Genomic DNA, 24,625 nt, shown 5'->3' with positions numbered 1-24,625 from the left:
GAGTAAGGTTTCATTCTACAGGCACTTAGACGTTGATATACTCCATCATCCCATACTGTATTGCACTCAAGCAGGAACTGCTATATTATTCAGAATTACAACAACTTCCTTTAACTCCAGTTTTCTAATATTCGTTAATGCCGATGCCGCACCATAACGGACGGTGGCGGGAACCTTTTCATCCTTGAGGATTTTGGCGATGTCAGGAACATACTTGGCTGCGGCGTCTCCCAAGTTGCCCAATGCCGATGCTGCACCATAACGAACGGTGAGGTCCACCTTTTCATCCTTGAGGAAATTGAGGATGTCAGGAACATACTTGGCTGCGGCGTCTCCCAAGTTGCCCAATGCCGATGCTGCACCATAACGAACGGTGGCGGGAACCTTTTCATCCTTGAGAAAATTGAGGATGTCAGGAACATACTTGGCTGCGGCGTCTCCCAAGTTGCCCAATGCCGATGCCGCACCATAACGAACGGTGGCGGGAACCTTTTCATCCTTGAGGATTTTGGCGATGTCAGGAACATACTTGGCTGCGGCGTCTCCCAAGTTGCCCAATGCCGATGCCGCACTTCTATGAACGGTGGCGGGAACCTTTTCATCCTTGAGGATATTGAAGATATCAGGGACATACTTGGCTGCAGCGTCTCCCAAGTTGCCCAATGCCGATGCCGCACCATAACGAACGGTGGCGGGAACCTTTTCATCCTTGAGGATTTTGGCAATGTCAGGAACATACTTGGCTGCGGCGTCTCCCAAGTTGCCCAATGCCGATGCCGCACCATAACGAACGATGGCGGGAACCTTTTCATCCTTGAGGATATTGAGGATATCAGGGACATACTTGGCTGCGGCATCTCCCAAGTTGCCCAATGCCGATGCCGCACCATAACGAACGGTGGCGGGAACCTTTTCATCCTTGAGGATTTTGGCGATGTCAGGAACATACTTGGCTGCGGCGTCTCCCAAGTTGCCCAATGCCGATGCCGCACTTCTATGAACGGTGGCGGGAACCTTTTCATCCTTGAGGATTTTGGCAATGTCAGGAACATACTTGGCTGTGGCGTCTCCCAAGTTGCCCAATGCCGATGCCGCATCTGAACGAACGGTGACGGGAACCTTTTCATCCTTGAGGATTTTGGCGATGTCAGGGACATACTTGGCTGCGGCGTCTCCCAAGTTGCCTAATGCCGATGCCGCATCTGAACGAACGGTGGCGGGAACCTTTTCATCCTTGAGGATTTTGGCGATGTCAAGGACATACTTGGCTGCGGCGTCTCCCAAGTTGCCCAATGCCGATGCCGCACCATAACGAACGTAGGTGTCCACCTTTTCATCCTTGAGGATTTTGGCAGCTTTCTCGGCAATATCCTCTGGTTTCTTCGCTAGGGATTTTAAATCTTTGAGATTATATTCAACTAATTGCTTGAGAGCATATCCCTTAACTTGGTCAAGTCCATCATCAAGGGCGGCTAATATACCGTTAATCTGCCAATCTTGGGGTTTGGGTTTGGGGGTTTCTTTAGCGTTAACCCAAGGCAAGCAAAAAAGGAAAGAAAGGATAAAGGCTAAAGTATAAAGGATAAAACGAGAAAGCTTGCTGCGGTGGCGGGGAGTTGTGACCATGTTTAGAGCAAGGTGGCAGATTAGACGCGGTTATGAGTATAATAACAACTCCGCAATTCCTAATTCCTGATTGAGAATGCAACTTGGTATCAACAAGTAGTAGGCGATCTGCATTCACAAGTATCAAAGACTCGTCCACGAGTATCAAAGACTCTCGCGCGAGTATCAAAGACTCGTCCACGAGTATCAAAGACTCTTGCATGAGTATTAAAGACTCTCGCATGAGTATTAAAGACTCGCTCACGAGTCTTTAATACTCGTGAGCGAGTATCAAAGACTCTCGCGCGAGTATCAAAGACTCTCGCACGAGTATCAAAGACTCGTCCACGAATATCAAAGACTCTCGCGCGAGTATTAATACCAAGTTGCAATCAAAGGTATCACCTGTCATTGCGAGTGAAACGAAGTGGAGCGAAGCAATCTCCCCTAACCACAAATTACTACAACAGAACGCAACTTGGTATAAAGACTCATTCACCAGTTGACAAAATAAAAAGGGGACAAGAAAAGGAATTAAATTTCCCTTTAACTTTTCCCCTTTGACTGTTCCGGTATCTTTGGCAAGATTTTCAGCCTATGAACCAGAGTTAGTTTTAGTAGGTTTATTTTTAATAGCCTTAAAACGATCGCCTAACTGTTCGGCAAGACTTTTTAACCCTGGAGTTTTCTTAGCAGCAGTCTTGACGTAATCATAAACTGTCAAACTGCTGCCCATTGCTTCGCTGCCAACTGCCATTAAGGTATCATCTACTTGTTCTGTCAGTTGTCGCAATCCAATCAAAAGTTCGGTAAGCGTTGCTGCAAGTTGATAATCCCGGACAAAATCATCTACATCAAAGCTGGCTGGGAGAATTTCTCGGTTAGACTGGGCCGCAGTCAGGCTGGTATTGACGAAAGCTAGGCTTTTATCGCCCATCTTAAATAACTTGCGTCGTTCTTCCACACTCAGGGTTACGAGAAAAGGCATCTTTGCTTGGATAGTCGCAAAGGCTGCTTTAATTTCTCGGATATCTGCTGGGGAAAGGGAGGCGGTGATGTTTTGGTAAGCCATTGGTTATTTACTGTGGTGAATCTGTTTGTTATGATTCCCACTGGTAAATGCGATCGCACAATAGGTACTAGGGCAAAAGCAATACGGTTCGGTTAAGGAGACGCGATAAATCGCCGTCTCTACAATTATTGGCGCGATGGTTTCTTGCCAAAGCCATAGCGCAATGTATCCATAATCCAAGTTTGGAAGTTGTCAATGTAGCTAAATATCACTGGCACTACTACCAGTGTCAACAGAGTGGAAGTTGTAAAACCGCCCATAATCGCAATTCCCATTGGTTGGCGAACTTCAGAACCCACGCCGATTCCTAATGCTAAGGGCAGAATCCCGGCGATCGTTGCTAAAGAAGTCATTAAAATTGGGCGTAGACGTGACACACCCGATTCTACAAGTGCCTGACGCTGAGTTTTACCTGACTGGATGTTGATGATTGTATAGTCAACTAACAGAATCGAGTTTTTGGTGACAATCCCCAACAGCAACACGATACCAATCAGGGCATATATTCCCAAGGGTTTTTGAGCAACCATCAACGCTACCAATGCGCCGCCTAAACAAAAGGGTAAAGCTGCCATAATCGATAATGGATGGAGGAAGTTGTTGTACAGCAGTACCAGAATTGCATAGATACACATTAATGCCAGCCCCAACGCACCGCCAAAGCGACCGAAAATATCTTGCATAATTTTGGCACTACCTGATGGTTGCTGTACTACTCCTGGCGGTAAGTTTTGCATTACAGGTAGTTTGTTGATTGTCTGGACTGCCTCTCCTAAAGAAATTCCTTGCAAATTGGCTTCTACAGCAACTTGACGGGCGCGGTCATAACGGTTGATAGTAGCAGGGCCGCTACCAAAGCGGATATCTGCCACTGCTATTAGGGGAACTAATCTACCATTTTGACTGGGGACTTGCAGATTTGTGATTGTGTTAATATCAGCCCGCGCTTGCGGATCGATTTGGACGCGAATCGGGATTTGGCGATCGCTTAAATTAAATTTCGCTAAGTTCGCCTCATTATCGCCGATGGTTGCAAGGGAAGCAGTCCGAGCGATCGCTTGCACTGTCACCCCCAAATCTGCTGCCCGCTGTGGTTTCGGAATTACCAAAATCTCTGGTTTTACCAAACTTGCAGTAGAAGCTACTTCTACCAATCCAGCTAGCGATCGCATCTGCTTTTCTAAGGCATCAGCAGCTTGATTCAATGCTTCGGGATTTTCACTTCTGAGGACAATTGATAAAGCTTTACGACTGTCACCCGGTGACTGACTTTGAAAACTAACTCTAGCCCCTGGTATTTGTTCAAAGGCAGGACGCACTTGTTCCTCAAACTGTTTTTGGGAAATATTTCGTTCCTCTCTGGGTTTGAGATTAATTGCAAGAGTGGCAGAATTGATCTCTTCTGTTGCTAGTACGCGTTCAACTACTGGGTTTTGCCGGATAATGTCAGTTGTTTGTGTGACTACCTTGTTAACATCTGCCAAAGTGGAACCAGGAGGTAATTCTATAGATACGTTGGAAATTCCAAAGTCACCATCATCAACGAAACCCTTGGGAATCAAGGGAACCAGCATCAGACTGGCAATAAAAAAAGCGAAAGCGATCGCCATTGTTGTCAATCTATGGCGTAACGCCCACTGTAAAAGTGATCTATAAGGTTGAAAACCCTGACGCTTTTCATTTCCAAATTTTTTACTTCCCTTCCTACTACCTGGAAGTGCAAATTTAAAATTTTAGAATTTTATTACTCCCCTACCCCCCTGCCCCTCTGCTCCCCTGCCCCTCTGCTCCCCTGCCTCCTTTAACAGATACGCACCCATCATCGGCGTCACCATCCGCGCTACAAGAGTTGAGAAAATTGTGGAAACGGCAACGGTAACGCCAAATGGTTGAAAAAATTGTCCTGGAATCCCACCCATAAAGGCAACGGGCAGAAACACTGCAATAATCGTCGCTGAACTTGCAATTACCGCTAACCCTACTTCGTCGGAAGAGTCAAAAGCAGCTTCCCAAGCTGACTTGCCCATAGCGATATGCCGTTCCATGTTTTCAATTTCGACAACGGCATCATCGACCAAGTTACCCACCGCCAGCGCTAATGCCAACAAAGTCATGTTGTTGAGGGTGTAACCAAGGGCTTGTTGCACTGCAAAGGTGGGAATTATTGATAGTGGTAAGGTGATAGCAGTAATTAATGTTGCTCGCCAGTCCCGCAAAAACACTAAAATAACGATCACCGCCAGCACGGAAGCTTGAATCAATTCATCAATAGTGCTTTGGTAAGATTGGCGGACAATATCAGCTCTAGTAAAAATTAAATCCAGCTTCACATCTGGGGGAAGGGTTTTTTCCAGTTGTTTGACTGCTGCTTTCACTCCTTCTTCTACAGTCACTAGAACGCTGCCAGTACTACGCAAGACTTGAAAAGCTACCACAGGTTGATTATTCAAGCGGGCGGCTTGGCGCACGTCACCAAATTTATCTTCTACAGTTCCCAAGCTAGATAAAGGTACGGAACCACCTTGTGGTAAAACGATTTCGTAGGTTTTCAAAATATCCACACTGGTGGCACTTCCTAAAGTACGGATACTTTGTTCGCTACCACCAACTTCGGCACGTCCACCAGGTAAGTTAATGTTCAAAGCGCGGATTTGATCGTTTACCTGAGTGGCGGTAATCGCTAAAGATTGTAAACGGTCTGGATTAAGATTAATGCGAATTTCTCGGTCAACACCACCCACGCGCTGAATTTGTGCGACACCACGGACTCCCAACAAGGCACGGCTAATAGTTTGGTCTACGAGATTGCTTAACTCTTCTACAGAACGCCGATCTGATTTAACTGCGTAAGTAATCACCGGGCCGCCGGAAAATTCTAGGCGTTCCACAATTGGATCGTTAATATCTTGGGGTAAATCTTGGCGAATTTGAGCGATCGCATTGCGGACATCATTAGTAGCGCGATCGCTATCTGTACCCAAAATAAAATTGATTGTCGTCTGAGAATTCCCATCGCTAACGGTGGAAATCATGTAATCGATATTGCCCAACCCCGCGACGGCATCTTCAATTTTTTTCGTCACTTGGGATTCTAGTTCTTCTGGGCCTGCACCTGGTTGGGTGACTTTGATCAAAACTGTTGGCACATCAATATTTGGGTTAGTATCAATCCCCAAGGATATGAAAGAGAACCAACCCACTACTGTCAAAATTAAAAATAAAACTATTGTCGGAACAGGTTTTTTAATCGACCAGGCTGAGATATTAAAAGACATCGGGAAATTTTAAATTTGAGATTTTGGATTAGTCATTTGTCATTGGTTATTTTTCCCATTCCCGATTCTTCATTCCCATTCTTTTCAATCTACAACTCGAACTAGATCGCCATCTTTGAGATAGCCTGCACCATTAAGTACAACGCGATCGCCTAACTGTAACCCACTCTTGATTTCTACTGTATCGTTATTACCAGGATCTCCTAACTCGACTTTCTGGCTGCTGACTGTATTTTCACCTGATAAGATGAATACAATTACACTTGCGTCAGCTTGGGACTGGACTGCTTTTTGTGGCACTACTATTCTCATCCCTGAGTCAGTAGTAATTGCAGCACTAGCAAACATTCCTGGTTTTAGTAAAGTTGTTGGTGGCAAGTCAATTTTCACTGTCGCCTCACGTCTTTGATCGTTCACCTGGGGTTGTATATCCCTGACTCGTCCTTGCGATCGCACCCGCCGATCGGCATCAGAAGTAACTTGCACCGATGCGCCAATTTTCACCTGAGTTAGTTGAGTTTCGGGCACCTTCGCCTGAAGTTCTAGCTTTTGATCTCGGATAATCGAAAATAGCTTTTGTGTACCACCAATCACCGTTTCCACCTGAGTTTGCGGCGGTACACCAGTGACATCACCAACTCTAGCCAGCTTCTCGGCGATTATTCCCGAAACCGGCGCACGTACCACAGTTTGTCCCAGCTGAGTTTGTAGTTGTTGTACCTTGGCAGCACTGCTTTTGACATCGGCTTTGGCTTTGTTAACGATCGCTTGGGCATTATTAATATTGGCTTGGGCACTGCCGATATTAGCCTGGGCACTACGCACATTTTCTTGGGACAGGTTGACAACTTCTATGGCAGTTTTTACAGCGTAAGAACGAGTATCAAGTTCTTGTTTGCTGATCGTTCCAGAGTCAGCAAGTCGTTGATAGCGTTGATAATTTTTGGCTGCTTCCTCTAGCCTTGCCTTGACTTGAGCTAAATCGGCTTGTCTTTGCTGGACTATTGCTCTATTTGATGCCAAATCGGCTTGCTTGGATGCCAAATCGGCTTGTTTGGATGCTACATCTGCTTGTTTCGATTCCACATCTGCTTTTGCTTGGCTAATTTGGTTTTGCAGTATGGAACCATCTAACACTGCTAACACTTGCCCTTGTTTGACAAAAGCTCCTTCTTTGACATTTGCCGGGATGCTTTTAATTTGTAAACCGTTTGTCTGCGGTAGCACCGGAATTAAATCACTCGCGGCTACAGTCCCGGTAGTTTTGAGTGTACGGACAACACGGGCGGTTTCTACTGTGGCGATGGTGACTGTCATCGCTGGGTTAACTTTTTTATCCGCTACCGGACTTTTTTGACGGGATGGAAAACGATTTAATACACTCATCCCCACCAAGGCGATCGCAATTCCTAAACCAGTACCCAAGAATAATGGCTTCAACCACCCCCTGGTTTGTTTTTGATCTGATTTGCTCAAAAAATTCCTATCTTCAGAGGTTATAGCTTCTTGCACTTCAACTTCTGAAAGACTTTCATCGCTCACAGTTTCACCTCTACTTTCTGCCTATGCACATCAAATCTTGGTATTTTCTTAAGAAAACTTGAAGTTTATTTACTTCGATATCAACTATGACGCATTTCATAGTAAATGTCTTTTATCTGTAACAGTATATAATATAACTTTCTCACTCAGAGAAATTACGAAAAAAGTAATAATAAATTTTATATAGATTATGATCAAAAAATTCTCTCATCTTATAAAGCTACTCTATGTCACACACCATCTGTATTTAGATCACTGTCAACCAATGCTTAAATATGAAAAACTGATATAACTGATCTAAATTTATTTAATTAAAATCGAAAGTGTTTATGTACCTTGGTACACCAGTAAATTATTTTTTATACGTAATTAATCATTTCTTTAAAGCCTTTGGTTGTCAGGAAGCTGTGTATCCAGACATAGATAAAACTAGCATCTACAGCTACACGTGAGTTACAAAGGAATTCCAGCAAGGGTAGCCTTGATTATGGAATTTTGAAATTAATCAAATCAATAAAAAATTGATATTTACCAGAGTAAGCAGATATGTTCAATGCCACTGAAATTTTGATTGATGCCTTCGTAAATGAAATTCGAGAGGGCTATCGCCGCACTTATGGTTGCTTTAAAAATGATTATCAAGACATTATCGCCTGGGCAGGTAACATGGCTTTGGAAAATATTGCCAATAGCGATGCCCTTTACCACAATGTTGAACACACTGTCTTAGTCACCCTGGTAGGACAAGAAATTTTACGTGGCAAACACATTAGAGAAGGCGGTGTTTCTAGTGAAGACTGGTTGCATTGTATTATTTCTTTAGTCAGTCATGATATTGGTTATGTTAAGGGAGTTTGCCGACAAGACCGAGAAACAGCAAACTTATATGCCACAGGTAAAAATGGCAAAATGATTTCTGTGGCTGCTGGCGCTTCTGATGCCAGTCTGACACCGTATCATGTTGATAGAGCCAAGCTATTTATTGATGAGCGTTTTGGAGGTCACAAGTTAATAGATGCTGAGGCAATTAAAAGCAATATTGAATTGACTCGATTTCCCGTGCCTGCGGCAGAGGATCATCAAGATACGAAGTGCTTTGCAGGATTAGTGCGTGCTGCTGATTTGATTGGTCAACTAAGCGACCCACGTTACCTGAAGAAAATTACTTCTTTATTTTACGAATTTGAAGAAACTGGTGTAAATAAAGTTTTAGGCTATAAAACTCCTGCCGATTTGCGTAACAACTACGCTAAGTTTTACTGGAATGGCGTCTATCCTTATATCCAAGAAGGACTGCATTACCTATCATTGACACAACAGGGAAAACAAATTCTCGCTAATCTCTACTCAAACGTATTTGTTGTGGAACATCAAAAACAACAGGAAGAACAGCAGCGGTATTTAGAGAAATTAGCAGTTGGGAATTAGGAGAGACGCGATTAACCCTTGTTTGTACAGGAGTTGGGAGTTGAAAATTATTAATCATGAGTTATGAATTAAGATAAAAGCTTAATAACTCATAACTTTTAACTTATAACTCCTAACTACTATGGATTGGTGGCGACGACTTAAGAAAAATCCTTTGGCACGCTTTGGGGCAATTTTGCTGTTAATTTTCTATATAGGAGTAATTGCAGCTGATTTCGTAGCTCCTTATGATCCCTATGCTTCACAGCCTAATGGTTCACTGCTGCCACCAACGAAGATACACTGGGTTTCTCAATCAGGGCAGTTTACCTGGCCTTATGTTTATCCGACGACTCAGGGAGATACTAATTTAGATACAGGCGATCGCGAACTCATTGTAGACTTAAAAAAGCCTTCACCCTTACGTCTATTTGTTTCCGGGGTAGAATACCAATTGTTGCAGATGAGTTTGCCACTACCCCCGAAGTGGGATGAAGTCACAATTTTTTCTGGTATCCCCTTAAATTGGCATTTATTTGGTACAACAACTGGCGCAAAAGTCAACATCTTGGGTACTGATGACCAAGGTCGCGACCAATTCAGTCGCCTGCTGCACGGTGGTCGCATCAGTATGTTTATTGGGATTTTTGGCATTATCATTACCTATCCCCTCGGTTTGATTATCGGGGGAATTTCTGGCTATTTCGGCGGTGTGACTGATAGCATCATTATGCGCTTGGCAGAAGTGTTAATGACTTTCCCTAGTATTTATCTTTTGGTAACATTGGGTGCAGTCTTACCAGCAGGTTTAAGTAGTACCCAGCGCTTTTTGCTGATTGTGGTGATTACTTCGGTTATTAGCTGGGCTGGTTTAGCACGGGTAATTCGGGGACAGGTACTATCACTTAAAGAGCGAGAATTTGTCCAAGCAGCGCGTGCGATGGGCGGGAACCCAATTTATATAATTATCCGTCACGTTTTGCCACAAACGGCTAGTTATGTAATTATCTCTGCTACGCTTGCAATTCCCGGCTTTATTGGCGCAGAGGCAATACTAAGTCTCATCGGTTTAGGAATTCAACAACCAGACCCCTCTTGGGGCAATATGTTATCTCTGGCTAGCAATGCTTCAATTTTGGTACTGCAACCTTGGTTAATCTGGCCGCCGGCTGTGCTGATTATCCTCACAGTGCTAGCATTCAACTTACTCGGTGATGGGCTGAGAGATGCACTTGACCCGCGCAGTTTAAGAAGATAAGCCCTCAATAAGCTGTTAAGCACCTAAGAAAGCACATTTAGACAGCAGGGGAGCAGAGAGGCAGAGGGGCAGGGGAGAAGGATTGACGCTTTTTCGCCGAATTAACAAATGCGAACTCCGAATTAACAAATGCGAACGCCGAATTAACAAATGCGAACGCCAAAGTAACAAATGCGAACTCCGAATTAACAAATGCGAACGCCGAATTAACAAATGCGAACGCCAAAGTAACAAATGCGAACTCCGAATTAACAAATGCGAACGCCAAAGTAACAAATGCGATCGCCGAAGTAACAAATGCGTAGGCGTAGCCAGCCGTAGGCATCGCTCGTACTCTACTGCTGTAAAACCCAGCGACGAAACAGTTCTACCATAATCCGCCAGCTTCCCTGAGTTTCCTCAACCACATCATGACGCTTCAGAGTATTCAGTGCTTCCTGTAAATTGGTGTCGTTCATACCTGTAGACTGAGCTAAGGCATCCAGACTTAGCCCTTCTGAGTGAGGTGCAAGCACTTGTACAATTGCTTGTTGACCCTTAGCACCCCGCGCCGCCTGACCCCAAACCCCATCAAAGTAGTAGCGTCCCCGTTTGAAAAACTCAGGGTCATTGATAACTGCTTCCACGTCTTCTATTGTGAAAACTGGGTCACGCGATCGTCCTTGCTCAAAAACAAAGTCGTTGTAGCGGCGTACTAGTTGAAAACCCAGTAGTTGCACTAAATATGGTTGACCGTGTGTCAAAGCATAAATTTCATCTAAAGCTTCCGGGATGTAGTCGAGGGGGAAGTCTTCATTACCTGGGTTAGCAAGAATTTGGTGGGTAGCTGCACGTTCTTGAAAGCCTACATGAATAGGAATGACGCTGGCAAAGAAGGGTTGAAAATAATCTGCTGTCATCTCTTCTAAAGTGTGCAAACCAGCAAATGCAAAAGCGATTTTAGAACTCATTTGCACTAAACCGCGCAAAAAACCCATAAAGTCGATAGGGATTTTTTTCGCTTCAATTAAATCTTCAATTTTCTCAAACTCGTCTAAGGCAATGATTAACCCACCGTCTAAGTTTGCTTCCACCTGTTTTAAATAGCGTTCAAAAGTCCGGTAGGGAAGATTTAGTAAATCAGCGTCAGTTGGGGGTGGAAGTTTTATAGTTTGAGAAATTTCATCACAAATTGCCATTAGCACCTCACTCACACCTTGGGGGCTATCTCCCAAACGTAGCAAGTTGACATAAGCTAGCTGTATTTGTGAGCCTAGACAGTTAGCAGCATTAAGCAGAATAGAAGTTTTGCCCATGCGTCTGTGACTGTAGAGAACTACAGACTGGAGTTGATTACCCATCACCCAGAGTTCTTCTAACTGTCTGATGATATCTTCTCGCCCAACAAAGAGATGATCTTGAACGGGGTCGCCTACAACATAAGGATTAACCACAGGCTTGGTGATAGAAATTTCTCCCACTTCACCAGCGATTTGTAAAAGGCTTTTTTGCCAAGCTTGAGCGATATCTATTATTAACCTTCGCTCTGCTTGTGGTAATGTGTCGGCTTGATTTAGGATTTTTCCTAGTTCGCCTAATGCTCGATTAAGAGCTAAAGACCTGGCTGAACGTGAGACGCTACGGTTCACAAACTGCATATCTTCAACAACTCGTCGCAGATTAGCGAGGATTTTCCAAGAAACTGGACGTAAAAGCGGTTCCTGTGGAAAAAGAGGAACTTGGATACTAGCAATAGAGGCAGGTTTTTGAGCTTTCTGAAACACTGCTAGAGTTTGGGCAAGGGTATACATTTCCTCACCGTAAAGTAGAGAACGCAGTACAGCAAAAGCCTTTATTGCTCTGGCAGGTTCTTTTTCATGCAGATGCCAGAAACCAGCAGCAGCAGCACGGGCAGGAGTATTTAAGCGAGTGTCTGTGTTCAGACGAGCCTGTAAACCTTCTCGCCAAGAACGAGGGAAGAAAAAGAACCAAGACAAGGAGAAGAAATCTTTGATAAACCTTGACTTTAGGGTTTCATCTAAAGAAGCTGAAGCAAAACGTACTATATTCCAATCAAAAGGATTTGCCGCCAATCGAGAGACAGTCCAAATAAGTTGCTCTAAGGAGATTTTGGCAAGTACTTTATTGACTGCTTGGACAACAGGAATGAATTGTAGGGTATATGCCAGAAGTTCATTAGTATTATGTAAACCTGTTTCCCAATCATTTTGCAACCAATTTTCCAAGCGCCAAACAAGATTAGGAAGGGGAAGCGGAGTGATACGGGGGAGTAGCCAATTACCGTTTCGGATGATTCGCAAGTTTAAAGGTGAGCCAATAAGCCAGATTTCTGGACGCAGTACTGCCACGCCGAACGCAACGCCGAACGCCACGCCAAAGGCCACGCCAAACGCCACACCGAACGCCACGGCTCCCGCCACGCCTACCGTCACGCCGAACGCCACACCGAACGCCACACCGAACGCCACGGCTCCCGCCACGCCTACCGTCACGCCGAACGTCACCCCTACCGTTACGCCGAACGCCACACCGAACGCCACACCGAACGCCACGCCTACCGCCACGCCTACCGCCACGGCTCCCGTCACCCCTACCGTCACGCCGAACGCCACGCCTACCGCCACACCTACCGCCACACCTACCGCCACACCTACCGCCACACCTACCGCCACCCCTACCGTCACGCCTACCGTCACGCCGAACGCCACGCCGAACGCCACACCGAACCAGTTAACGGGAATGTTTACTGCCTGGAAAATTAGACCTACAGTTACAGGTATAACTACTGTTAAAAATAATCCTTGGAAAAGTAACTGACGTTGAATAGCATTTTGACGCAATAACTCCCATCCCTTTCGCCAATTCATTTCCCCTTCAAGAATACCACCCCCGAATGTATACACATACCACCGCAAAGCTTGGGGAAAGAAAAACACCCAATACAGCAGACGTAGATAATCCAAGGGATTCCACAGCAAGAGAGGACGCTTCAACTTAGGCGCTAAGTCTAAGCGGGGTACAAGGGTCATTATTTAACCTCCATCATCACCTGTGAAGAACCTAACCCTCCAGCTTCCTTCCCTATAAAGGAAGGGCAGGGTGGTTTCATACAAGCAGAGAAAAACTAAAATTGGGTTTCAAAGCCTCTCCCCCCGTGGGGGCTACGGTGTATACACAAGTCGAATTACCTCCCTCAATCCCCCCTTGGAAAGGAGGGGTTGGGGGAGAGGTCAAAGCGATGTCATTCATTGCAAACTCTCCACATACCGCGAATAAGTTCGGTAACACAATTGCATCAGTTTGCGAGGATGTCCGCCACTTTCTTGGATGAGTTGGATGATTTCTTCTTCAGTAAAACTCACAGAAGTGTTAGCTAAACGGCTGGCAATAAAAGCACGCATAGTAGCTTCATCCCAAGGATGAATGTGTTCTTCTTGGCAAATACCTGATAGTGGAGATGTTTTGCCATTATCCTGACTGTCGTTAAATAGCTTGTCCAGAGGTTCGTTAGCAGCTAAAATCAACCGCAAAGAAGCATCACGCCCTTCAGCTAAACCGCGCAATTGATCCCTAACTTGGCGAGTAAAGCCGTTTTCGATTAACTTTCCTAAATTATCTATAGCTAATAGCACTTTTTTCTTTTGTAAATTGCGAGTTAGTCTATAGCCTTTGCTTTCAGGAATACCAATTTTATCGCACAAAGCAAAGTAGAATTCATCTTCATCATGAACTCCATTATTTAAATCTAAAAAAACTGGCTTGCGTGGTAACTGCAAATAATTTTCTGCCTGTTGGCAAATCACCCATAACAAAGATGACTTGCCGATTCCTTCTTCTCCTATAAGCGTGACACTACTATTACTGTTAAGTACTTCAAATACCCGTGATATTTCGTGTTCCCTGCCAAAAAACTGTTGTAGGTCTTCTATTCTGCCTGTAAAGGGGATGAAGGGGTTACTTGTGACTGTGGGAGTTACTTCTCTAATAAGCTCGCTCCAATCTTTTATCGCCTTTCCTGTACTCACTAACAGTTCAGGTTGGTACTTAAAAAATAAAGCAAAAAGTTCACTGCGACTTGAGGGGCGATCGCTTGATTTGCCAGTCGTATCAAATGCTCGGTAAATCCTTTCTACATGCTTTCTAACCGTAGCTTCTTGAATTTCCAATTGGTCAGCAATATCTGAATCTGACTCACCAGCTAAGACGCTTCTCAACACCTTCTCTTGTTGAGGTGTCAGCTTTTTGACTGCTTCAGAGAATTGCTGTTGATCCATAATTCCTCATATTATATTGTTTTTTACATTTTTGTGACTATGAATATTGTGAAATTTTCATATTCGTACACAAAAGTATAAAAATATAGGTTTTTTTTCTAGATTATTACCATGCTAACCTTTACTAAAACTGGATTTTAACGTTTTTAAAACAAAATTTTACTATTTGCATCGTTTTTGTGACCCTAAAAAGTTGACATTTCACAATCGTGACCTTAAACTGATTTGAAGATACGTAATAGTCACAAAAAGCCATATATAAATGTGGACACAGTGATTAAGCAGTGACTCATAAAAACTTTAGGAGCTAGTCACATGAACGCTTTTACAAAAAAAATCGTACTTGCTCTCATTGCTGCTATCGCTACCATAGCAGCTGCCGGGGTACCTGCCATAATTGAACGTGATAAAAAATCTTCCCCACAACTAAAGCCCTCAGTCATCGCCACTTCTACAACGTGTGATAAAGTTCTCGCTGCTAAAGTATGCGTTGATAATCTTACTATCCAAGTTAATAGCAACGAACTTCAGCAAGTGACAAATCGCGATCGCCTCTTTCTCAAATCTGGAGATACTCTAAGATTATCAAACCTCAATTATTGCATACCATCTCAAACTCTACTCAATAAAGTAGAAATTAAAGGATATTTATTTAAACATGGAGTTGAGAGTTATAAAAATGGACTTTTCACTCCTAGTAACTTCCCGATTTATACTGCTTGTCATAATATTGGTAACTTCCAAAAAACTTGGAAGCTTGAACCAGGACAGCACCGAGTTATCATACGGATTCTAAAAAATATTGGCAGTAACAAAATTGTTGACAATAGTTTCTACTTTGACTTGGATGTGGGAGAGTAATTTGAGTCTTTTGTTTAAAAGTAAAAGCGAGTAGTAATTTTATGGCTTACAGCGACTTTAGTTTAGCTAAAGCAAAACAAGAGTTTAGCTTAACCACATTAGAAAAACGTGATATTTTCGCTGCTATCCCTGAACTAGCAGCGAGTAATTTACTTGCAGAAACACTCAATTATAATTTGGCGATCGCTTTAGGTAGTAATAGTGAAAAAGCGCGTTCTGAGTTAATTATTGCACCAATTTTAGTCGATTTACGCCGACAATTACACGAGCAAGTTAGTTTATTTTCTGGGGTAGATTTTACTGTCGATAATAGCAAAGGATTAAACGGCACTTGCGATTTTATTATTACCAAATCTCCAGAACTTCTAATTTTGACAGCACCAGTAATTACAGTTGTAGAAGCTAAAAAAGAAAATATTAATGCAGGTTTTGGTCAGTGTGCAGCCGAAATGGTAGCAGCCCAAATATTTAATCAGCAAGCTGCAACTGAAATTAAAACAATTTACGGCGCAGTTACAACGGGCAGTATTTGGCAATTCCTCAAATTACAACAACAAATATTGACCATTGATTTAAGCGAATATTATCTCAAAGATGTGAATAAAATTCTGGGGATTTTAGCCAGTGGTATTTCTCAAGAAATTTAATATCGAATTCGCGGATCTACATAAGCATTTAAAATGTCAATCAAAATGCTGGCGCTGACAACGATCGCACCAAAAAACACCAGCACTCCCTGGACTGTGGGATAATCGCGATCGGCGATCGCTTGATACAATCGATTAGCTAACCCAGGCCAAGAAAATGTTACCTCTGTCAAAATCGCCCCACCCAACAGGGATGCAAAGGTTAATCCCAAAACTGTAATCACTGGAATTAACGCATTTTTTAAAGCGTGGGAAGCTAAAATTTTATTTTCACCAATACCTCTAGCTCTAGCTGCTTCTACATAATCTGCTTGCAAGGTTTGCTTTAAATTCACTCGCACGATTCGCTCAAAAATTCCACTAAGCAAAATTCCTAGTGTGAAACTTGGTAGAGCAAGATGGTGCAAAGATGCGAAAAACTGGGTGAAATTTCCACCTAGTAGGCTATCAATTGTATACAATCCAGTGACAGGAGTGGGAGTCGGCAGATTAGACGGAAAGCGGTTGGAATTAGGAAACCAACCCAGTTGGACTGAGAAAATCAATTGTAAAAGCATTCCCGCCCAAAACATCGGAAGTGCGTAGGTGATGATCCCAAATAAGCGTCCACCAATATCAAAATATGTCCCAGGACGGGAAGCCGAAAGAGTCCCAACCGCAATTCCGACGATAAGTGCAACCGCCATACTACATACTGCCAACTCTACCGTCGCCGGGAAATATTGCCCAATGATGTCCCAAACATTTTGTCCACGACTCATTAAAGAGGTTCCCAAGTCAAAACGCAGTATGCTTCCCAAATAATTTAGGTACTGTAGCCACAGGGGAAGATTTAAACCGAGTTGTTTTCGCAATTCTTCTTTAGCTGCTTCTGGCGCACGTCCACCAAGAATTGCATCTGCTGGATCTCCTGGTGTTGCTCTTAGTAAGAGAAATACAATGGTGATGATAGTTAATAGCTGAAGTGGCGCGAGAAGCAACCGAGAAACAATGTAATATTGTAAGGCTTTAGAGCGAGACATAATTTTAGTTATTTGTCATTTGTCATTTGTGAATGATGCCCCATGCCCCATGCCCAATAACTACTTTTTAAGTGCCTGGTAAACCAGAATTTGGATAGGGTTAAGTTGGACGCTGCTAACACCATTTCGGGCAAATACATAGTCTTTGTTTTGCCATAAAGGAACGTAAGGTACATCAGCAGTAACTTGCGTTTGAATTTCGTTAAAAATTTTCTGACGCGCCTCAGGGTTTTGTTCTTTGCGTTGCCTATCAATCAGTTTATTTATAGCTTCGTTATAGTAAAACGAACCCTGAGTTTGACTGCCTCCATCTTCACATCCTTTAGCAGTTGAACCTTTGTCACAAGACAAAAATGGTTGGACGTAATTATCTGGATCTAAAAAGTCTGGATACCAATCAAGTAAAGCTGCTGGATACAAACCCTTGGCAATATCTTTGAAGAAGGCAGGCCCTTCCGCTTGGGTAACTTCAAATTGCAGTATTCCATCCATTTTGACATCCACAAGAGATTTGAGTGTCTGTGCTGCCAAACTACGAGTAGGTGAACTAGAAGGATACCAAACTTGCACTTTTGCGGGATTTTCTTTGGAGAAGCCAGCAGTAGTTAATAATTTTTTAGCTTGATCGAAGTTAGCATCGCCATATTTATCTTTGAATAATGGCACAGAAACTTTAAATGTTGTGGGAATCATGCTATAGAGCGGATCTGCTTGACCAAATAATACTCGCTCGTTTAAAAGTGGACGGTCAATTAAGGAGGCGATCGCTTGTCTTACCTCTAATTTATCTAAAGGCTTTTGATTTCGGTTTAATACCAGATAACTTACTACACTACCTTCAGCTGCGATCGCTTGCCAATCCCCTTTTTTGCCACCTTCTTCCAAACTACGATTTTGATCTGGCTGTAGCGATAGATAAGCTACATCCACTGCACCTGTACGAAAAGCATTAAACAAATTAACTGGACTAGTTTGAATTTGGAGATTAACACCCTTGTTAGCTGGTTTTTCTCCCCAATATTTATCAAACACATCAAATCTGATTGAATCAGTACCATACTGGCCTAATTTATAAGGGCCAGTTCCCACAAAAATATTTGGCTTGAATCTGCCAGCGCCGACTTCATAAGCTTTTGGTGAAACGGCACACACTCCAGGAAATGCCAGCAGTGAGGGAAAAGCTGCAAAGGACTTTTTCAGTTTGATTGTCAACTCATACTCGCTTGTGGGTTTTACCGAATCTACTAAATCAGCTAGTAAGAATGAGGGTTTTCCTTTATTTTCAATAAAGCGCTGGATGGTAAAAGCCATTGCTTGAGCGTTGAAGAAAGTCCCATCGTGAAAAACTACTCCCTGACGTAAGGGAATGGTATAAGTTAAACCGTCTTGACTAACTTTGGGTAATGCTGTAGCTAATTGGGGTTTAATTTCGGTGCTTCCTGGTTCGTAGGTGTAGAGGCGATCGCTCATATTAAACACCAAACCTAAAGATGCTAACTCATAAGCATCAGCCGGATCGAGGGTTCTTGGCTTGGCTGTTGTACCGATCGTAATCCGACCATCACCTGTAGGGGTATTTACAGTCCCAGATGGTGGCGTAGTTGACTGTGGACGAGGAGCGCAACTAACAACTAAAAATAAACATAGACAGAACAAAGATAGGAATTGTGTAATTCGACCCCACCGTTTCACGAACAAGGAAAACCAGGTCATAGCAATAATATATTTGATATCAGTAGCGGTCAGCAATTTTACTACATTTGTGATTATTATGCTGAATCTTCACAATTTATAGTAGTTCTTGTTTCGATGGAACGCTCCGTAGCCATCTAAATCAAAAATTTGTGGCGGATACTCAACTTCATAATCAAGTTTATTGTTACTGTGCGATGCCTACGACGGCCTACGTACACACACTATTTTGATTACAAAAAATCATTGATAAAATACAGAATTTAACATTTAAGATTTGTTAAGTATTGAAAAGTTTTTATTGACTGCGTAAATAGTGTACGTTGAAATTTTACCTCTTGCTGCTTGGGAACAGACATCGAAAAAGCGTTTTATCGTCAAGATCCGCTGTATTCTCAAAAAGAAGAGTGTTTGAACATCAGCGACTAAAGCGATCGCGATATCGTTAACAGCAGATTGAAAGTCTAATAGTGAGACTAAGACCGTGAAGTATTTCTTTCTATCTGAGGGATGGGCAGTTGCCAGAGTCTGGGCATCTGATGGACTCTGGCAAATAACCGCATGGCGACGCCAACCAGATATTCAGCGAATGAATATTTGTTTAGTCGAACAAAACGAATTACTCTGGCTTTATCGAGTTGAAGAAGCCGTTTTAACCGTGGAAGTGAAGCCAACAACACCAGTAATTGCCAGCCAGACCATCGGTCAAGTAGTACTCAAGCGTCTGATGAGCGCCGAACAGGTAATCGAACGTTTGAGTACAGCAGAGGCGAAGTGTCAACTGCAAAATATCCAGTTGGTGGTTCAGTAGAGATTGGGTATGGGGAAGAGGACAAGGGGACAAGGAGAATTGGAGACAAAAAGACAAATTTGTTGCAAGTTCTCACTTCTTGTCACCTTGTCTCCCCTGCTCCCTCCTCTTGGAGCCTTTTCTGCCCAATGCCCCACTCCTCGTAAAGAAAAGATAAGCAAATTTAATCCTCGATGGGTATTGGTAGCGAAAAAACTTAGATATGCTACGCGATCGCATCAATTTACACGCTTGCAAACAATTCCATCAATAGTTACACTTTTTAAAACATTCTCATTTAAGCTTGGCGATGGCTAGCCTATATAGGTAAACCTCCAGAAGCGAGTAAGCATTGCCAAAGCACCCACGCTGTCTAATTTATTAAGATTAAGCTGTGGTAATACTCTGGCTCTGGCAATAACAAAAAACAACAGAGAGTTTTCTGAGTGGCGATTTTCGTCTCTTAGAACCTCAGTAAGAAAATTGCTTTGTAAACTAACTCATCGAGGAGGAGCGTAGTCGATGGGACTACCCTGGTACCGAGTACATACAGTCGTTCTGAATGATCCAGGGCGACTGATTTCTGTACACCTAATGCACACAGCCTTAGTAGCAGGCTGGGCTGGTTCGATGGCACTCTACGAACTGGCTGTTTTTGACCCTAGCGATCCAGTTCTCAATCCGATGTGGCGTCAAGGAATGTACGTCCTGCCGTTCATGTCACGTTTGGGCGTCACTCAATCTTGGGGTGGTTGGAACGTTACTGGTGGGCCATCAACCGATCCTGGCTTCTGGTCATTTGAAGGCGTTGCTGCCGCTCATATTGTTCTTTCCGGTCTGCTATTTCTAGCCGCCGTATGGCACTGGGTTTACTGGGATTTGGAACTCTTTAGAGATCCCCGCACTGGTGAACCCGCCCTAGATTTGCCAAAAATGTTTGGCATTCACCTGTTCTTATCTGGTCTGCTTTGTTTTGGATTTGGTGCTTTTCACGTCACCGGACTATTTGGACCGGGGATATGGGTTTCTGACGCTTATGGTGTAACTGGTGCGGCCCAGGCAGTAGCACCAGAATGGGGCCCAGATGGTTTTAACCCCTATAACCCTGGTGGCATTGCGGCTCACCACATTGCTGCTGGTGTTGTTGGTATTATTGCAGGCTTATTCCACCTGACAGTTAGACCCCCCGAACGGCTCTACAAAGCTCTGCGGATGGGGAACATTGAAACAGTACTTTCTAGCAGTATTGCAGCAGTCTTCTTTGCTGCTTTCGTGGTTGCTGGTACTATGTGGTACGGTAACGCTGCCACTCCCATCGAATTATTTGGTCCTACCCGCTATCAATGGGATCAAAACTACTTCCGTCAAGAAATTCAGCGCCGCGTCCAAACAAACGTTGCCCAAGGTGCAACCCTTGAGCAAGCTTGGTCGCAGATTCCTGAAAAATTGGCTTTCTATGATTATGTCGGTAATAGCCCCGCTAAAGGCGGTCTATTCCGTACAGGGCCGATGGTGAAAGGTGACGGCATTGCCCAGTCTTGGCAAGGTCACGCCGTATTCAAAGATTCTGAAGGACGGGAATTAACTGTGCGTCGTCTCCCCAACTTCTTTGAAACATTCCCAGTGGTTTTGACTGATGCTGATGGAATTGTCCGCGCTGATATTCCTTTCCGTCGGGCAGAATCTAAGTATAGCTTTGAGCAATCTGGTGTTACCGTTAGTTTCTACGGTGGCGATCTTAATGGTCAGACCTTTACAGAGCCAGCTGATGTGAAGAAGTATGCCCGTAAGGCTCAAGGCGGTGAAATCTTTGAATTTGACCGAGAAACCTTGAAATCTGATGGTGTATTCCGCACCAGTCCTAGAGGTTGGTTTACCTTTGGACACGCTGTATTTGCTTTATTGTTCTTCTTTGGTCATCTCTGGCATGGCGCTCGAACAATCTATCGAGACGTATTTGCTGGTGTTGACGCGGATCTTGAAGAGCAAGTTGAGTGGGGTCTGTTCCAGAAAGTGGGTGACAAGTCAACCCGCCGGAAAGAAGCTCTTTAATTTCAGTGCTGAGTTCTGAGTGCTGAGTTCTGAGTTAAGGCTCTGACTCAGTACTTAGATGACTCAGTATTAAAAACTTTAGCTACTGGCTGGATAAAGAGGAAATCGTAATATGGAAAGCGTTGCGTACATCTTGATTTTTACTCTGTGTATAGGTACTCTCTTCTTTGCGATCGCATTTCGCGAACCCCCTCGCTTTGAGAAACCAAAAGATAAGTAGATCCTATTCCCAGACTTTTAAGCGGATTTAATCTTAATATCCGTTGCTACTAAGCATGGTAGCAACGGATATTATTATGTTTGTCCTTATGTCCTTTATGTTGCTTCTCACTACTAACCAATGATTAATGACAAATCATTTTAATGTTGTGATATAATTTCCAATCTTGGGAGTAGATATGTGTTAATGCTAGCTTTTGTGCGCTAGGATAAAAAAGGATGTTTTGTGTAAGCTGCCATAGAACTGCCTACATAACGCATCGCGCTTGTTGCACCACCTTTACGGAGACTAAAACCAGGAACAAATCAGCATGGTCAATCAGAATTTAACCGCTACAGAAATTGGATTCACTCACGAAGATTTCGCTGCTCTACTTGACAAATACGATTATCATTTTAGCCCTGGCGATGTTGTGCCAGGAACAGTTTTCAGTATAGAGCCGCGCGGCGCTCTGATTGACATTGGTGCTAAAACCGCAGCATATATACCCATACAAGAAATGTCTATTAACCGGGTAGATAGCCCGGAAGAAGTATTACAGTCAAACGAAACGCGGGAATTTTTCATCCTTACCGATGAAAACGAAGATGGTCAATTAACCCTTTCCATTCGCCGTATTGAATATATGCGGGCTTGGGAACGCGTGCGACAGTTACAAGCAGAAGATGCTACTGTACGTTCTGGTGTGTTTGCAACCAATCGCGGTGGAGCATTGGTACGGATTGAGGGATTACGTGGCTTTATCCCAGGTTCCCACATCAGTACCCGCAAACCTAAAGAAGAATTGGTCGGCGAGGATCTGCCGTTGAAATTCCTAGAGGTGGACGAAGAACGTAATCGCCTCGTTCTATCTCACCGTCGGGCGCTAGTTGAGCGCAAGATGAACCGCTTAGAAGTTGGCGAAGTAGTAATTGGTACTGTTCGTGGGATCAAACCCTACGGTGCTTTCATTGACATTGGCGGCGTCAGTGGTTTACTGCATATTTCTGAGATTTCTCACGAACATATTGATACACCTCATAGCGTGTTCAATGTCAATGATGAAGTAAAAGTTATGATCATTGACTTGGATGCAGAAAGGGGTCGCATTTCTCTATCTACTAAGCAGCTAGAACCCGAACCCGGCGATATGATTAAAAACCGGGATTTGGTTTACGATAAGGCGGAAGAAATGGCTGCTAAGTATCGCGAACAGCTATTAGCCAAGCAGCAAGGTGCAACTGCTGCGGCTTCACTTGGGGAAGTTCTTGCAGACGAAGATATTCCACCAGCAACAGAACTTGACGAAGATATTCCAGTAGTTGCGGCATTTGAAACAGCGATTCCAGCAGCGACGGAAATTGAAGAGGAAATTCCAGCAGCTATTGAAGAGTAATAGATTTTTTATAGTTTTACTTATCTTTAAGTAAGAGTATTAAATCATTTTATAAAGAGGGAAAAACCCTCTTTTTTTATGTGGAGAATCGAGAATAGTTTGGAGAGACGCGATTAACCCTTGTCTGTACAGAAGTTGGGAGTAGTTGGAAGTTAAATATTATGGCAACCATTAAATGTAAAAATATCACTTTTGATAATATCCAGGCAATTTTATTTGACAAAAACGGTACTCTAGAAGATTCAGAAACATATTTACGATCGCTGGCACAAAAGGCAGCAAGATTAATAGATGCTCAAATTCCTGGAACAGGGGAACCCCTATTAATGGCATTTGGCATCAATGGCAATCTTCTAGATCCCGCAGGTTTAATATCAGTAGCAAGCCGTCGTGAAACAGAAGTTGCTACTGCGGCATATATTGCTGAAACAGGAAGAGGATGGTTTGAGTGCTTAAAAATAGCCCGTCAAGCTTTGGATGAAGCGGAAAAATACATTGGACAAACTGCTTCACCACTGTTTGTGGGTAGCTTAGAAATTTTGAAATACCTGCGGGAGGGTGGACTAAAACTTGGTATCCTCTCAGCTGCGACAACTGAAGAAGTACGTAATTTTGTAGCCAATCACCAGTTAAGTGATTATATCCAGTTAGAAATGGGCGTAGATGAAGGGCCAAGTAAACCAGATCCAGTGCTATTTTTGCAAGCTTGCCAAACTTTGGGAGTTGAACCGAACGCTACATTAATGGTGGGTGATTCAGTTGGTGATATGCAAATGGCGCGTAATGCTAAAGCCGCAGGTTGTATTGGTATCACTTGGGTAGGTAAGTCAGATAATGTCCGAGGTGCGGATGTAGTGATTAATCAACTTGATGAAATCAAAATTGTAGAGGATTAATTTAATATGAGTTCGGTTTTATTCTTCGTTTTTCTTCTCTTCTAAATTGGTTATCTTTGTATTTTGCAGAAAGATATGGTCTTCCTGATTATGTTTTTCTTCTTTCTTTTCTTGTACAACTTGAGTGGCATATATTTCCACATCTCGCTGAATAATATCTTCTACATGACTTGCAAATAAATTAAATGCCTGTTCGTGGCTTGAATAAATACGATAAGGGCCTGTTAACTGCGAGAATTGCCACCCTTGGGTTTTTAAAGATTCAACTGTTCGGCGATAGTGTCGCCAGCGTTCTCCATAGTGAAAAAACTCTTCAATGGCAGCACTAATAGCAACTATTTGGCTCAAACCAAAAGTTGACCACATAATGATATTCCTATTGTTAGGTTTGAAATTAGTATTAATATTTAGACTTACCAATGCCGGCAGAACTACACCACCAATAATAGTTGTTATCCGTAAAAAATAATGGCGATCGCGCGATAAATTTGCTTTACCTTCCATCCAGAGTACTTGGTCTAACCAGCGCGATCGCAAAAAATGTTTTTGTACATCACCTAAGTTAATATCTGCAAATAACTTATTAAAATCTTCTTTTAAAAATTCATGATAACTATCTTTTTTTGCCATTTTTTAC

The 24,625-nt window shown here is 43.2% G+C and carries 19 protein-coding genes and 1 pseudogene; 10 read left to right on the top strand and 10 right to left on the bottom strand.

The window, feature by feature from the left end:
• Window positions 1–66: 66 nt before the first annotated feature.
• The 5 genes and pseudogenes from V7K89_RS23450 to V7K89_RS23430 all read right to left on the bottom strand — a co-directional run bounded on the left by V7K89_RS23450 (window position 67) and on the right by V7K89_RS23430 (window position 7,494).
• On the bottom strand, window positions 67–1,626 hold the full coding sequence (locus V7K89_RS23450) for a HEAT repeat domain-containing protein (RefSeq protein ID WP_335191417.1): 1,560 nt from the start codon (window positions 1,624–1,626) through the stop codon (window positions 67–69).
• Window positions 1,627–1,715: 89 nt separating this feature from the next.
• Window positions 1,716–1,997, bottom strand: a complete 282-nt coding sequence (locus V7K89_RS23445) for a hypothetical protein (RefSeq protein WP_335191415.1) — start codon at window positions 1,995–1,997, stop codon at window positions 1,716–1,718.
• Window positions 1,998–2,200: 203 nt separating this feature from the next.
• Window positions 2,201–2,677 carry a hypothetical protein gene (locus V7K89_RS23440; protein ID WP_335191413.1) on the bottom strand — a complete coding sequence of 159 codons (477 nt, stop codon included), beginning with the start codon at window positions 2,675–2,677 and terminating at the stop codon, window positions 2,201–2,203.
• A gap of 125 nt (window positions 2,678–2,802) precedes the next feature.
• Window positions 2,803–5,952: pseudogene (locus V7K89_RS23435) on the bottom strand (efflux RND transporter permease subunit).
• Between the two features lie 84 nt (window positions 5,953–6,036).
• A complete protein-coding gene (locus V7K89_RS23430; protein WP_335191410.1) occupies window positions 6,037–7,494 on the bottom strand; it encodes an efflux RND transporter periplasmic adaptor subunit in 1,458 nt (485 codons plus the stop codon).
• Window positions 7,495–8,040: 546 nt separating this feature from the next.
• On the opposite strand from V7K89_RS23430, the gene V7K89_RS23425 reads away from it, so the two are divergent.
• The 3 genes from V7K89_RS23425 (at window position 8,041) to V7K89_RS23415 (ending at window position 10,535) form a co-directional block, all read left to right on the top strand.
• On the top strand, window positions 8,041–8,922 hold the full coding sequence (locus V7K89_RS23425) for an Npun_R2479 family HD domain-containing metalloprotein (protein WP_335191408.1): 882 nt from the start codon (window positions 8,041–8,043) through the stop codon (window positions 8,920–8,922).
• Window positions 8,923–9,043: 121 nt separating this feature from the next.
• Window positions 9,044–10,159: an ABC transporter permease gene (locus V7K89_RS23420; RefSeq protein ID WP_335191406.1), complete on the top strand. Its 1,116-nt coding sequence runs from the start codon at window positions 9,044–9,046 to the stop codon at window positions 10,157–10,159.
• 82 nt (window positions 10,160–10,241) lie between these two features.
• Window positions 10,242–10,535, top strand: coding sequence for a hypothetical protein (locus tag V7K89_RS23415; protein ID WP_335191404.1), 294 nt, complete (start codon window positions 10,242–10,244; stop codon window positions 10,533–10,535).
• Here the strand turns inward: V7K89_RS23415 and V7K89_RS23410 are convergent.
• Together V7K89_RS23410 and V7K89_RS23405 are read right to left on the bottom strand one after the other, a co-directional pair.
• Complete coding sequence (locus V7K89_RS23410; protein WP_335191403.1) at window positions 10,495–13,188, bottom strand: AAA family ATPase; 2,694 nt, start codon at window positions 13,186–13,188, stop codon at window positions 10,495–10,497. The two genes, V7K89_RS23415 and V7K89_RS23410, sit on opposite strands and share 41 nt — an antisense overlap.
• 216 nt (window positions 13,189–13,404) lie before the next feature.
• Window positions 13,405–14,433 carry an nSTAND1 domain-containing NTPase gene (locus tag V7K89_RS23405; RefSeq protein WP_335191402.1) on the bottom strand — a complete coding sequence of 343 codons (1,029 nt, stop codon included), beginning with the start codon at window positions 14,431–14,433 and terminating at the stop codon, window positions 13,405–13,407.
• 315 nt (window positions 14,434–14,748) lie between these two features.
• On the opposite strand from V7K89_RS23405, the gene V7K89_RS23400 reads away from it, so the two are divergent.
• Together V7K89_RS23400 and V7K89_RS23395 are read left to right on the top strand one after the other, a co-directional pair.
• Complete coding sequence (locus tag V7K89_RS23400) at window positions 14,749–15,294, top strand: hypothetical protein (protein ID WP_335191401.1); 546 nt, start codon at window positions 14,749–14,751, stop codon at window positions 15,292–15,294.
• A 41-nt stretch (window positions 15,295–15,335) separates the two neighbouring features.
• The gene (locus V7K89_RS23395) at window positions 15,336–15,941 is read left to right on the top strand and encodes a hypothetical protein (protein WP_335191400.1); all 606 of its coding nucleotides are present in this window, start codon (window positions 15,336–15,338) and stop codon (window positions 15,939–15,941) included.
• On the opposite strand, the gene V7K89_RS23390 is transcribed toward V7K89_RS23395, so the two are convergent.
• The gene (locus V7K89_RS23390) at window positions 15,938–16,963 is read right to left on the bottom strand and encodes an ABC transporter permease (RefSeq protein WP_335191399.1); all 1,026 of its coding nucleotides are present in this window, start codon (window positions 16,961–16,963) and stop codon (window positions 15,938–15,940) included. The two genes, V7K89_RS23395 and V7K89_RS23390, sit on opposite strands and share 4 nt — an antisense overlap.
• A gap of 60 nt (window positions 16,964–17,023) precedes the next feature.
• Window positions 17,024–18,676 (bottom strand): ABC transporter substrate-binding protein, encoded by a 1,653-nt coding sequence (locus V7K89_RS23385; RefSeq protein WP_335191397.1) that lies wholly within the window; start codon window positions 18,674–18,676, stop codon window positions 17,024–17,026.
• Between the two features lie 463 nt (window positions 18,677–19,139).
• Here V7K89_RS23385 and V7K89_RS23380 point away from each other — a divergent pair, with 463 nt between their 5' ends.
• The 5 genes from V7K89_RS23380 (at window position 19,140) to V7K89_RS23360 (ending at window position 23,988) form a co-directional block, all read left to right on the top strand.
• A complete protein-coding gene (locus V7K89_RS23380; protein ID WP_335191395.1) occupies window positions 19,140–19,466 on the top strand; it encodes a hypothetical protein in 327 nt (108 codons plus the stop codon).
• A 501-nt stretch (window positions 19,467–19,967) separates the two neighbouring features.
• Window positions 19,968–21,497: a photosystem II chlorophyll-binding protein CP47 gene (gene psbB, locus V7K89_RS23375; RefSeq protein WP_335191393.1), complete on the top strand. Its 1,530-nt coding sequence runs from the start codon at window positions 19,968–19,970 to the stop codon at window positions 21,495–21,497.
• A gap of 112 nt (window positions 21,498–21,609) precedes the next feature.
• A complete protein-coding gene (locus V7K89_RS23370) occupies window positions 21,610–21,717 on the top strand; it encodes a photosystem II reaction center protein T (protein ID WP_084227385.1) in 108 nt (35 codons plus the stop codon).
• 310 nt (window positions 21,718–22,027) lie between these two features.
• Window positions 22,028–23,092: a 30S ribosomal protein S1 gene (locus tag V7K89_RS23365; protein ID WP_335191391.1), complete on the top strand. Its 1,065-nt coding sequence runs from the start codon at window positions 22,028–22,030 to the stop codon at window positions 23,090–23,092.
• Between the two features lie 161 nt (window positions 23,093–23,253).
• Entirely contained in the window at window positions 23,254–23,988 is a 735-nt protein-coding gene (locus tag V7K89_RS23360) for an HAD family hydrolase (protein WP_335191389.1), read from the top strand.
• 18 nt (window positions 23,989–24,006) lie between these two features.
• Here V7K89_RS23360 and V7K89_RS23355 read toward each other — a convergent pair whose 3' ends face one another.
• Window positions 24,007–24,618 (bottom strand): DUF4231 domain-containing protein, encoded by a 612-nt coding sequence (locus V7K89_RS23355; protein ID WP_335191387.1) that lies wholly within the window; start codon window positions 24,616–24,618, stop codon window positions 24,007–24,009.
• Window positions 24,619–24,625 lie beyond the last annotated feature (7 nt).

Source organism: Nostoc sp. (genome assembly GCF_036917515.1).
In the GTDB taxonomy this organism is placed as follows: domain Bacteria; phylum Cyanobacteriota; class Cyanobacteriia; order Cyanobacteriales; family Nostocaceae; genus Nostoc.
This window is presented reverse-complemented; position numbering and strand designations above follow the sequence as displayed.